Raw genomic sequence first — 12,378 nt, 5'->3', positions numbered from 1 at the left:
CGTGCTGTTTGATGGCGCCAATGATTTGTTCTTCTGTATAACGTTTCTTCTTCATAATGAGATCTCCTCAATCTTAGTTTAATTGGAAATCTCATCCTTGTCATGGTTCTGTTTTTGGGGGAAAGGTCATATGTATTCACTACTATTTAGATATTTTTATATAAGTAAAAAATATAATCAGATTGCTAACGGAATATTCTATTTAATGCAATATTGTCTTAGAACCCTTGAGCCAAATTTAGCTTTAAAAAGGTTTCTACAATATCAAAAGAAGAATAATGTTAAAAAACAGATAAACTTATTAAGACAAGTACAAATTTGGAAAAACGAACCATCGGAGAGAGATTTCTTTTCAAGAGATGAAATTAAAACTAAAACACATTGCGAGAATTTAATTGAGTTTACAGAGAAACATAAAAATACTCATGATTTATATATGTTTTTTGACGTTTTGGCTAAATACTCGATTAACAATTTAAACAATATCAAGAAAACTGGTTTGGTTTTTGACCTTAACGAGCAGTTAAGTAATTTAAAATACTGGAACTCAATTATTTTTAAATTTGGCACTGGAATAGTTAGTTACTCAAATTGCACCAAAATATACGGTCACTCTGGTCATATTGATCGAATGAATGATTCTTTTCTTTTCCTACTTTCTGTTAATAATATTTTGAAGGATTTATTTGAAGGTAATATAAATCCGTGTCCTTATTCTGATGGTGATAACGGGCATCTTCATATTTGTAAAAGCACAGAACTCGTTAATGATAATTGTTATAAAAACCCTTTTTTAAAATCCAAAGGATTTAAAACAGAAAAAAAATGTTTATATGGTAATGGAACATATTTGCTTGGATATACTAATAAAATACAATTTGATAGTGAATCACATTAAAAACGTACAGCCAAACTAGCACTGTCTTTGTAGTTCTTCTTTCTCTTATCATACATTTGTGTTGTAGATATATTTGCATGTGCCACAGATGCCTGAACCGCTTCAATTGAGCAATTATTCTTCAATGCTTCTGTTATGAAAGTAGCTCGAGCAGAGTGGGGGGTTATGTTGCCAGGAAGCCCCGCTTTTATAATGTAATGCTTAAATATCCTATTTAATGATTTTGGATTTAATGGTTTCCTTTCCTCATTTTTTTGAACACTTATAAATAAAGGCACATCTGGTTCACTTAGATGATCGGCTGAACTCAAATATGTATTCAAGACATTTTGTAATTCGGGATGAACGGCTAGACGATTTTCTTTGCCACCCTTGACAGTAAAGTCGATTACATAGTAGCCATTGTCTTGGAGGATGTGTGATGCCTTTAAATTCCTAACCTCAGAACGTCTACACCCAGAATAGAAATATGTATATAAGATTGCAGCATCTCTCAGGCCTTTGGGTGTAGATTGATCTGGTAACTCTAAAACTTTTCTTACTTGTTGTTTGGTAATGGCTGGTGTTTTAACTTGAGACTGATTAACTTTTGGTCTTTTTATTCCGTGAACCGGATTCTTAGAAATGATTTGTTTTTCACAAAGGTGCTTGAAAAGTGAGGATAAAGCTGACAAACGGTTGTTCACTGTTCTTGATGTTGCACCTGAGTTGATCAACTGATCCCGCCAGGCAATAACATGAGCAGGGGAGCTCGTACGCAAATCATTTATATCCTGCATGTCATGATACCGAAAGAATTCACGTACCGCGACAGAATATGTTTTCTGAGTGGCCTTTGAAGTGTAATTGGCCAACCAAACAGATTCCTCAGGAATATTTAGCAACTCATTAGACTGGCTTCGAGTTAAAGAATGGTTTTGTTTGGTTAATTCCGTCATGTTTTAATATAATAATGAGGCCCTATAATGTATTTTATAGGGCTTCATATGTGTGGTCAAGAAATAGGGAGGTTATCTCATTTTCTAAAAATTAATCACATAATTTCAGCAAGTCATTTTATTAACTACATATAATACAAAATCACAACAAGCCATTGAATCATTACCAACGATGAAAATTTTAGTATTAAGTGATCTACATATAGAGTTCGAAGGTTACCAGGTCGATTATAAGGATGTAGACGTTGTCGTTTTAGCGGGTGACGTACACGTTAAAGATAATGGATTTAAATGGGCTAGCGATAAAATTAAAGAAATTCCGGTAATTTATGTACTTGGCAATCATGAATTTTATGGAGCTGCTTATCCCAAGCTAGTCGATAAACTTAAAGAAGATTGCAAGGGAAGCAATATTCATGTTTTAGAAAATGACTCAATTAATATTAATGGCATCAATTTTCTTGGTTGTACTTTATGGACTGACTTTAATTTATTTGGTGCTTCTCGTATTGATGGATATCAATGCCAGCAAGTTATGACTGATTATAAAAAAATTAGACTATCACCAAAATTTTCAAAAGTACGTTCTATCGATATATTCTCTATTCACAGGAAATCACTCAACTGGCTTACCAATAAACTAGATGAGCTAGAAGGTCAAAAGAACATTGTAGTTACTCACCACGCTCCAAGCTTACGATCTGTACCTGATCACTACAAAGATAATGTAATTAGCTCAGCGTATGCATCTAATCTAGAAAACGTAATAGAAAATTACAATCCACGAGTTTGGATTCATGGTCACTTACATAACAGTTCGAACTATCATATTGGTGAAACTAACGTTGTATGTAACCCCAAGGGTTATTCAGATGAAAGAAACCCTGAGTTTGACAATAATTTCATCATTGAAATTACTTGAGTTTGTGCCGGACAAAAAATTCAGGGGGTTAGTAGGAAACTAGGGCTTGTCAGAGGCAAAAATTCAAATGTTTAGTTGGACGTCCACACAGGGTGCGGCAAGGTTTGAGTATACTAGACAATCTCTCTTATGTCCGATACCCTTTAGTATTGGACATAGTGTAATATTCTTTATATAATGTAGACTTTAACTATATTGTATTGTTTATGGCTGTTCCATACCCAACGCCTCTGTATCCAGTCTATGCTGAATTACGTGACATGTCTTTGTCTGACTATCCTCAATTACAGACGTATTTGTCTGAACTGGATGATTGGCAGCGTGAACATTGGCAATGGGGAAAACAATTCCTTGAATACATTGGCCGAAATAAATCTGAACATACTTTCATCAGGTTCAGGAATGAAATTGAACGGTTCTTGCTGTGGTCATTTTTAATCAAACAAACGCCGATTGATTCATACAAAAAATCTGATGTGTTGGATTATGCTGATTTCTGTTGGCGGCCACCTGTGCGCTGGATTGAAACTTCAAACAACGATCGATTCAGTTTTGACAGCGGTTTTTTTATTTCTAACAAACAATGGTGTCCCTTTAAGCTACAGGCGCCTAAAAGCCACAAAATCAAAGAAATCGACAAAAAAACATACAGACCATCACAACAAACATTGATTTCCACATTCACTGCAGTGACATCCTTTTATAATTATTTGATGGGTGAGGAATTGTGCCCAGGTAATCCAGCACAAATCGCTAAAAAAGACTGTAAACATTTTATCACTGAATCTCAGGTTAAAGAGCCCAAAAGGTTAACCGAGCAACAATGGCAGTATGTGTTAGATACTGCCGTAAAAATGGCCGATGACAATCCATTGTATGAGCGTAACTTGTTTATCATTGCTTCACTTAAAGTGTTGTTTCTGCGGATATCAGAGCTGTCTGAGCGAGATGCATGGTCGCCAGAAATGGGGCATTTTTGGCAAGATTCATCCAGAAATTGGTGGCTGCGGGTGTATGGAAAGGGGAGAAAAATCAGGGACGTGACAGTGCCCTCAGATTATTTAAAGTTCTTAAAACGTTACCGGACTTCACGCAACCTCCCTGCTTTGCCGATAAGTGATGAAAAGTCAGTGATGATTGAAAAAATTCGAGGTCAAGGTGGCATGACTTCACGACATTTAAGGCGTTTGGTACAAGATACCTTTGATCATGCTTATCAACAAATGAGTCAGTCTGTGGGCGCTGGTGAAGCCAGGAAGCTCAAAGAAGCCACCACGCATTGGCTCAGACACACAGGTGCCAGTATGGAGATTGAACGTGGCAGGGCGTTGAAAGATTTGTCTGAGGATTTGGGTCATGCCAGTATGGCTACCACTGATACTGTCTATGTACAAACAGAGAATAAGAAACGGGCTGAAAGTGGCAAATCACGTAAAGTAAACCACGACAACTGAATCATCAGCATTCTAAAACAGAAAGCTTGAAGCCAAGCTTGGCTTAATTTTCTGGTTGAGTCTGCTGGGTTTCTTCAATGACATTCGAAGCAAATCCAGCACCCGCCTCGGTATGTACATTATAAACCGTATGAACACCAGCCTGTTTCAGTTGTTCTATTTCATCGGCAAATTTTGCAATGGCGGCAATCTGTCCTTTGTAGCCAGAATCTAATAACAAATCAACCACTGCAACTGAACTGTTGTGTTGCGGTAAGGTCAGCAGCACCAGTTTTAATTGTTCAGATTGAATCACCCTATCCCAAAAATCTGCATCACTGGGATCTCCAAGTATGACGTTACGATGCTCCGCGCATTGGTTCTTAACTGTGTTGGCATCGATATCAACACCAACCACGTTACCTGGGTATTTCTCAATGAGTTTGTCGTATGTTCCGGTACCAACTGCACCCATGCCAATAACCGCAATTTCTGCAGAGCCCAAATTCAATAGCTGATCATAATCTAAGCGTTGTTCAGTTTGGAACCTTTTCCAAGTTCGACGGTATTTGGTGTAAACATGATGAGCGTGTTTATTTAGCAGGGACGAAATGATGAATGAGAAAGTGATGGTTAAAGCCATGACAATCATCCATTGCTTGTTGATCCAATCATTGCCCACGCCAATGGCAATAACAATCAAACCAAACTCACTGTAATTACTGAGGTTGAAAGTGGATAACAAGGCCGTTCTGGACCGCAGCTTAAATCTAACAAACAAGGCAAAGAATAAACCGCCTTTAAGCAGGGCAATCGGTGTCAGCAAAAGAGCCAGAGCTACCATTTGGAAATCTGGTAGACCATTGAAACCGATAGATAAAAAGAAACCCAATAAGAACAGGTCTTTAAAGCCAAACATGGTTTTGACTAGCTCTTCTGTTTTGCCATGGGTGGCTATCATGGTGCCAAATATCAATGCACCCAAATCACCTTTGACTCCAACCAATTCAAAGACTTCAGCACCGCCGATGGCCAATAAAAAGCCATATAAAATCAACAATTCTCCGTGACCGACGTGATCCAGTATTTTTAATAAAACAAATCGAAATGGGATCAATAACACCAAACTCAATGCCCATACAGAAGGCAGTTCGCCAGTTGAGACGGCGAGAAAAACCACAGCAAAGATGTCTTGAATGATCAATACACCAATCGCAATTCGACCATGTAAGGCGTCCATTTCCCCTTTATCTTCTAAGGCTTTTACCACGAAAACCGTGCTTGAAAAACTCAAAGCAAAGGCCAGCAAGGCTGCATTTTGTATGGTTAAACCCATTAACAGACTGGAACCCATTAATGACACCAAAAATATCCCCAGTCCTACCAACACAACCACCGCAGTGGTATGAATCATGGTAACGCCCCAAACTTGGGGTCTCAACAAATTACGAATATTGATTTTTAAACCAATGGTGAAAAGCAGCAAAGTGATGCCTAAATCAGCCATTTTTTTCAATAAGTTTTGATCAACAATGTTTTGTGTGCTGAGCAAAAATCCTGCCATTAAAAAACCAACCATGGGTGGTAAGCCCATTTTTTTGGAAACCAAGCCCAGAGTGAAGGCAAAACCAATCCAAATAAGGTCGTTCAATGCCAAAGCCACCCATGCAAAATCCATTTCAATCAACTCGGTTTAATGCGACCGATTCTGCTGATGCAGGCAACCGTGAATGATCCGGGAAATCCAGGTGTGTACAGAACAATAATAGCGTGCTTATTTGTGACGATGCGGTGTCAACAGCACCCTCACCCATTGACGATTGATAGGATTTTTGTTGCATTTGTGATTTGCCCTCGTTTAACCGTTTTAAGTACTGAGTTTAACAGATGTTTTCAAGTGATTTCTATGGGCTTGATTTTATCAAAGACAATCTTGACAAAGGTCAATGAGAAAAAGCCAAGGATTAGCTACAATCATTAATTAAAGATTATTAATGAGGTATTTTTAACAATGAAGAAAATCAATCACATCTTGTTTGTCAGTGAGACTGAGGCATTGGACCAAGCTGCGCTTAACCAGGCCGTTGAATTGGCACAAAGCAATTTAGCTGAATTGACCGTGGTTGGTTGTTTTGATGATTTGAAAAAGCTCAGCCACGACCAACCCGATCACAACCTGCTCATTCAACAAATGCTGAATAACAAACTCAGCAAATTCAGCCAACAAATCAAGGATTTGACTGAATTTAACCTGGCAGTGAAAGTATTTTTTGGCAAACCATTTATTGACGTGATTCGTGAAGTCATTGAATTTGATGTGGATTTAGTGATCAAAGCCGTTCAACCCACTGGCTTAAAATCAATGATATTTGGCAGCCAGGATTTGAAGCTCTTGCGCTTATGCCCCTGCCCCTTGTGGTTAATTAAATCCACTGAACAACTGGGTGATAAACAATTTGTTGTGGCCATTGATCATGAACCTGAAAACCCAGAAAACGAATTATTGAATGATCAGTTATTAAAAACGGGCATTTCGCTGGCACTCTCACAGTTTGCTGAACTGCATGTGGTGCATACTTGGGAGTTGGAACATGAAAGCTTTCTCAGAGGACCCCGCATGTCTTACACTGAGGAGGACGTGGACGAATTGGTTAAGCAAGAACAAGAGTCTCGCCGCGAATGGCTGAATAAAACGGTTGATTCCTGCCTGGTGACTATGGGTGAAAAGGCCAAACATTATTTAAGCCCAGTCCTGCACCTGATCAAAGGCAGTGCAGCCCACAACATTCCTAAATTACTTAAAAAGATCCAACCTGAATTGTTGGTTATGGGTACTGTTGGTAGAACAGGCATTCCAGGCCTTTTTATTGGCAATACAGCTGAATCCATCTTATTTGATATTGATTGTTCAGTCCTGGCTATAAAACCCGAAGCCTTTGTCAGCCCTGTCAAACTTGAATGAAATGTCGATGGATCAAAAAACAACAACAAAAACTTATTAATTCGTTAAATCCAGTGGAGAAAACACCCAATGAAAACCATCTATATCCCAGTAAGTGACCGACCTGAATGCGTGATTGCCTTAGATCAAGGCTTTAAACTAGGTGAACAAATTCGTGCCAATGTGATCGGTTATCACATCAGGTCTCACAGTGATTCAACGGTTGAATTGCCAGATGAGGCTAAGAGTTCCACTTTGGATGTTCATACATATGATGCCGCTTGGGAAAATTTGCTTGCCCAAAAAAGGACCAACAATGACCATGTAAAGGCTAAATTATTGTTTGATAAAATGGCTGAACTGTTCGGTTATCAATTAAGTAAAAAGCCCCAAAAAGAACCGTCTGCATTTTGGTCTGAAAATGTTGGCTCGCCAGAACATCTGTTTTCAATTATGGGGCCAGTCGCTGATTTAATCATGATTTCAAGACCAGCCAGCAAAGGGGCCTCAATTGCCCGATCTATTATGCAAAGCGCGGTATTGAATTCAGCATCACCGGTGTTGATTCTACCCCAAACCAAAGTGAAACCCATTGGTCATCGCATCGCAATCGCATGGAACCAGAGTACGGAGGCCTCGTTGGCAGTTAAAGCTGCCATGCCTCTGTTACAAATGGCCACTGAGGTGAACATCATCACCACCGGAACGGAAAATAAACTAGGGCCCAAAGCCAGTCATTTGGTTAACTATTTGAAATTATGGGAGGTAAAGGCCAAGCACATCAAGGTCAATGGCAAATCTGACACCGACGCCCTACTCAATGGTTACAAACAAAGCCATTCAGACTTATTGGTCATGGGCGCGTACAGTCGCAGCCGCTTGCGACAGCAAATCTTTGGTGGAGTGACTCAATACATGCTGCATGAGGCCAAAATTCCGGTACTGATGTTACACACTTAAAGCATCAGTCGATTGTCAATACAACTTAATGAATGAGGAGTTTGCTTATTCAACTTGAAAAACCAATCTAGAAATTTTTTCAGCTTCAGCACTGTTGGAATGAGATACAATGGTCATTTGACTCATTTATAAAGTAAATTATAAGCATTTCATGATTGATTTCATTTCAACTTTTATTATATTTTTCGCTGTCATTGATCCCATTGGTACGGTTCCTGTTTTTATCGCAGTTACAGGTCAATTTGATGAGAAAACCAAAAGAGCCATTGCCATCAAAGCAACGCTGGTTTCTGCAGTAGTTCTGTTGTTTTTCATTGTGGCTGGAGAGGTTATTCTTACGGCAATGGCCATACCATTGCCGGCATTTCAAATTGCCGGCGGCGTTGTGTTGTTTTTATTCGCCCTTTCAATGATTTTTGGCGAGAGTAAACCTGAAGAAGAAGTTAAGTTGGCAGCTGGTTGCAGCGAAACCGCTATTTTTCCCTTGGCTGTTCCATCCATAGCTGGGCCTGGTGCCATGCTAGCTGCGGTGTTGTTGACTGAGAATGAGCGTTACAGCCTGATTGAACAAGCCCAAACAGCAGGTATGATGCTTGCTGTGCTGTTGATAGTCTTGATTCTTTTGCTTGTTGCCAGTTGGATACATCGCTTGATTGGTAACAGTGGTGCCAGCATTGTAAGCCGAGTCATGGGCTTGATCCTGGCCTCAGTTGCCACAGCCAATGTCCTAGAAGGCATTAAACTTTATTTCTCTTTGTGATCGAGTCAACCGGCACTCAATCAGGGCGAAAATTCATCGTTTTTATTAATCACAATGAGTGGTAAAGAAGAAAAGGTAACTGCCCTCTTCTTCTGATTAAATTAAATATTTAAGATATTTAATTAAGCCGCTGATGTTGCAACCTTTTCAAGCTGTACATGTGGGTATTCAGGCTTGCGGTTTTGAAAAGACAAGATAGACAGGTTTTTAATCACCCCACCATCGAGGTTGATGGCCCGTTTAATGGTTTCTCCACCTTGCCAATTTGAATATCCACCCAGCACCCTGGGTAGATGCACAATCAGCGCAGCAGATATTGAGCGTGAGGCACTTTCCCATAAATAGCTGGGTGTATGGTCTACCGCATAGTAATCAATGGTGTCGTATTTAAAGATGGGGTTTTTAAAAGAAGTGGGTTTGGCAAAAAAGAAACCCATACCTTCATCACAGCTGACATCAATAATCAGACTGTTTGGCTTAAGACATGTTTTTTCAGATTCAATCACGAAATCAGTGGGATTATTGGTATCCTGAAAAGTGCCATTGACAATGATGTCTGCTTCACTGATTAACTCAGTCAAGGGCCGTGCACTGCCATCATGCTCTATCACCATCATGCGGGCTTCATTCGCTTCGCCATCACGAATTTTCACATAATGACAATCAAGCACCTCTTCACGAACTTCGTGGTCCGGCCGCTGAATGCATATAGTGATGTCCCTGAATCCATGAGCCTTAAGGGCATAAATGGCGCCTCGACTGACCGCGCCAAAACTGAAAATAATGGTTTTTCTTTGGTTACCATAATGCCCATCAATGCCTTTAAGTTGTAGGGCATGTAACACCGCACAATAGCCAGCCATTTCATTGTTTTTATAGAATGTATGCCGGCCAATTTGACCTGTGGGTGACCAGACAAACATGTCTTCAAAAGCAATCAAAGTTAATTTTCGATCGATGGCTGTCTGCGTGATGTCTTGTTGTTGAACACAATGCGTGTATCCCCACAGGATGCCACCTTCACGCATGTCTTGTAAATCAGCTGTTACAGGTTTAGCAATGATGGCATTTCCGATGTCTGCCAAAATCTCCTCTCGAGTAGCAATTCCGCCGGTTTCAGCGGCAATGAATTCATCTGAAACACCAAATGGCGCACCATAACCTTTTTCAAACACCAGCTGACGTCGCAGGGCCAAAGGAATTCGAGACAAGTGATCTGGATGAATGGGGTAACGTCGCTCATCGACTTTTTTGGAAGTTCCTATGACACCAACCGTTAATTCACTCATGTGACCGCCCTGATGATTGATGCTGCAATGTGTTTTAAAACCAGGTTTTTCATTGTGCTTCAATCCCATTGAGGAATTTGAACAAATCACTGTCGGTTGACAGTACCAGCGATGAATTATTTGAAATAATCAATGGGTAAGCTTGCATGGTTCTGGTGAACTCATAAAGGTCTACAGATTGTTGGTTTTTATTGTAGGCTTGGGCATATATTTCAGTCGCCTTGGCATCTGCTAACCCCCTAATTTCTTCGACTTCTCGGTAAGCTTCTGATTGAATTTTATTAAGTTCACGGACACGATTTCCGCGAATTCTGGCTGCTTCACCATTACCCTCTGAAAGAAAGCGTTCTGCTATTTGCCGACGTTCACTGATCATTCTGTCGTAAATTTTAGGCCTGACACTTTCGTTGTAATTGATCCGTTTAAAACGAATATCAAGCAATTCGATGCCAAACACTTGAACTTTCTCCGCAGCCGCTGAGAATATTTCTTCTTCAACCAACTGACGACCTTTTTGAATGGGCACTAAATTTCCCATATCGGCATCACGTTCAGCTTCATTCAATAACACGTCACGCATAGGGACTCGGTCTTTGGTGGTCCTGATGATTTCAATCAGCTCATGCTTGGCAACTGCATTGCGGGTTTCACTGCCCAAAATATCATCCAACCTGGATTGAGCGCTGCGTTCGTCTCGGAGTCGCAAAAAATATTGCAGGGGGTCGGTGATTCTCCAACGAGCAAAAAGATCTACTGAAATATACAACTTGTCTTTGGTCGGCATATCAGAAGGCGCACCATCCCATTCTAAAATCCTTTTGTCGATGGCATTAACTTCTTGGATAAAAGGGACTTTTACATGCAGACCAGCGTCAGTAACAGGAGTGCCAACGGGTTTGCCAAATTGGGTGATGATGACTTGTTCTACTTCATTGACGGTATAAAGTGCTTGTTTCAGCGATACCAGTAGTATGATTGTAAGAATGATAAATACCACAGCTTTCATTTTTGTGCTCCTTGTTTCATCGTGATGCTGCCAGAATCCAAATTAAGCAGGGGTAAAATATTATTGGTCGCGGTATCAATAATGACTTTGGATTTGATGTTGGGTAACACTTTTTCCATGGTCTCCAGGTAAATCCTGCGACGAGTCACTTGGGGCGCTTTGCTGTATTCAGTTAACAGTGCATTGAATCGTGCCACATCACCTTCAGCTTCATTGATGCGTTTTAATCGGTACCCATCAGCTTCACGGATGCGTTGGTCTTTTTCACCCAAAGCCAATGGAATGACTTTGTTGTAATCGCGCCTGGCTTCATTAATCAACTTTTCTTTTTCTTGCTGGGCTTGATTCACTTCATTGAATGATTCTTGTACCGGTCTGGGTGGATTGATGTTCTTCAACTGTACCTGATCAATACTGATGCCCATGGCGTATTTGGTAGACAGCGTTTGCATTTTTATCAACGCTTCGGATTCAATTTCTTGTCGGCCAATGGTAATCACTTCGTCCACAGTTCTGTCACCGACCACTTCGCGCATCACTGACTCTGAAACATAGCGCAATGTTTGACTTGGGTTACGAACCTCAAACAAAAACTTGGACGGGTCAGACACTCGGTACTGCACCACCCACTCAACCAATGCCGCATTGAGGTCACCTGTGACCATTTGTGTTTCTTGATGCCCATTGTTACCAGGCGCGCTCTGATAAGGATCAGTGGCACCTGGTGTTTTGAAACCGAATTCTTGTTTTAATTGGCGTTTTACCGGCACAATCAACGCCGAATCTATACCAAATGGTAATTTCAAATGCAGGCCAGAAGGAACTTCTTTCAAATATTTACCAAACCTTTGAACCACAGCAACGGAGTCGCTGGGGATGGTATAAATTGAACTCCAAGCAGCCACACCAAGCAACAACAAAACAATGATGATGAAGATGTTTCTGGGATTTCCATCTGCTGATGGTTTTTTAAAAAATGAAAGCCCTTTGTTGATGATGTCGTTAAGGCCTGAGGGAAAGTCATTGTTAGGATCCCAAGCGTTTCTTGGGGGGCGAGTATTACTCATAATTTGTGCAGCATGTTTGATGCGTCCGGTGGGTGACAAAAGATTTTTGTCATCCTTTAGATATTGGGGCACCTGTGTTTAATGCAACGAGTTATCTGCTTTATTAATCTTTGCGGTTTACAGCATTCTATTTGTTGTTATGTAAGTGCACTGTTCTGAAGCTC

General features: G+C 40.3%; 12 protein-coding genes. 6 read left to right on the top strand and 6 right to left on the bottom strand.

Annotated elements, in window-relative coordinates; genetic code table 11:
• Positions 1 to 130 precede the first annotated feature (130 nt).
• Positions 131 to 898, top strand: a complete 768-nt coding sequence (locus CCS90_RS11625) for a hypothetical protein (protein ID WP_099019716.1) — start codon at positions 131 to 133, stop codon at positions 896 to 898.
• Here CCS90_RS11625 and CCS90_RS11620 read toward each other — a convergent pair.
• Positions 895 to 1,836 (bottom strand): tyrosine-type recombinase/integrase, encoded by a 942-nt coding sequence (locus tag CCS90_RS11620; RefSeq protein ID WP_099019715.1) that lies wholly within the window; start codon positions 1,834 to 1,836, stop codon positions 895 to 897. The two genes, CCS90_RS11625 and CCS90_RS11620, sit on opposite strands and share 4 nt — an antisense overlap.
• 172 nt (positions 1,837 to 2,008) lie before the next feature.
• Here CCS90_RS11620 and CCS90_RS11615 point away from each other — a divergent pair, with 172 nt between their 5' ends.
• Together CCS90_RS11615 and CCS90_RS11610 are read left to right on the top strand one after the other, a co-directional pair.
• The gene (locus CCS90_RS11615; RefSeq protein WP_099019714.1) at positions 2,009 to 2,758 is read left to right on the top strand and encodes a metallophosphoesterase; all 750 of its coding nucleotides are present in this window, start codon (positions 2,009 to 2,011) and stop codon (positions 2,756 to 2,758) included.
• Positions 2,759 to 2,964: 206 nt separating this feature from the next.
• Positions 2,965 to 4,212: a tyrosine-type recombinase/integrase gene (locus tag CCS90_RS11610; RefSeq protein ID WP_099019713.1), complete on the top strand. Its 1,248-nt coding sequence runs from the start codon at positions 2,965 to 2,967 to the stop codon at positions 4,210 to 4,212.
• Positions 4,213 to 4,255: 43 nt separating this feature from the next.
• Here the strand turns inward: CCS90_RS11610 and CCS90_RS11605 are convergent, their stop codons facing one another.
• Together CCS90_RS11605 and CCS90_RS14960 are read right to left on the bottom strand one after the other, a co-directional pair.
• Entirely contained in the window at positions 4,256 to 5,869 is a 1,614-nt protein-coding gene (locus tag CCS90_RS11605) for a cation:proton antiporter domain-containing protein (RefSeq protein WP_099019712.1), read from the bottom strand.
• A gap of 1 nt (position 5,870) precedes the next feature.
• On the bottom strand, positions 5,871 to 6,032 hold the full coding sequence (locus CCS90_RS14960) for a hypothetical protein (protein WP_180236528.1): 162 nt from the start codon (positions 6,030 to 6,032) through the stop codon (positions 5,871 to 5,873).
• A gap of 170 nt (positions 6,033 to 6,202) precedes the next feature.
• On the opposite strand from CCS90_RS14960, the gene CCS90_RS11600 reads away from it, so the two are divergent.
• From CCS90_RS11600 to CCS90_RS11590, 3 genes are all read left to right on the top strand, one after another.
• Positions 6,203 to 7,153: a universal stress protein gene (locus CCS90_RS11600; protein WP_099019711.1), complete on the top strand. Its 951-nt coding sequence runs from the start codon at positions 6,203 to 6,205 to the stop codon at positions 7,151 to 7,153.
• 69 nt (positions 7,154 to 7,222) lie between these two features.
• Entirely contained in the window at positions 7,223 to 8,092 is an 870-nt protein-coding gene (locus tag CCS90_RS11595; RefSeq protein ID WP_099019710.1) for a universal stress protein, read from the top strand.
• A gap of 151 nt (positions 8,093 to 8,243) precedes the next feature.
• Complete coding sequence (locus tag CCS90_RS11590; RefSeq protein WP_099019709.1) at positions 8,244 to 8,852, top strand: MarC family protein; 609 nt, start codon at positions 8,244 to 8,246, stop codon at positions 8,850 to 8,852.
• Positions 8,853 to 8,974: 122 nt separating this feature from the next.
• Here CCS90_RS11590 and CCS90_RS11585 read toward each other — a convergent pair whose 3' ends face one another.
• The 3 genes from CCS90_RS11585 to hflK are packed head-to-tail and all read right to left on the bottom strand — an operon-like array spanning position 8,975 to position 12,214.
• The gene (locus CCS90_RS11585) at positions 8,975 to 10,141 is read right to left on the bottom strand and encodes a N(5)-(carboxyethyl)ornithine synthase (protein ID WP_099019748.1); all 1,167 of its coding nucleotides are present in this window, start codon (positions 10,139 to 10,141) and stop codon (positions 8,975 to 8,977) included.
• A 49-nt stretch (positions 10,142 to 10,190) separates the two neighbouring features.
• Positions 10,191 to 11,147, bottom strand: coding sequence for a protease modulator HflC (hflC, locus tag CCS90_RS11580; RefSeq protein WP_099019708.1), 957 nt, complete (start codon positions 11,145 to 11,147; stop codon positions 10,191 to 10,193).
• Positions 11,144 to 12,214, bottom strand: a complete 1,071-nt coding sequence (hflK, locus tag CCS90_RS11575) for an FtsH protease activity modulator HflK (RefSeq protein ID WP_099019747.1) — start codon at positions 12,212 to 12,214, stop codon at positions 11,144 to 11,146. Before hflK ends, hflC begins: the two co-directional genes overlap by 4 nt.
• Between the last annotated feature and the right edge of the window lie 164 nt (positions 12,215 to 12,378).

The sequence above is a fragment of the Marinicella litoralis genome (assembly GCF_002591915.1).
Taxonomy (GTDB): domain Bacteria; phylum Pseudomonadota; class Gammaproteobacteria; order Xanthomonadales; family Marinicellaceae; genus Marinicella; species Marinicella litoralis.
The sequence above is the reverse complement of the archived record's forward strand: the minus strand, read 5'-3'. Positions and strand labels throughout refer to the sequence as shown.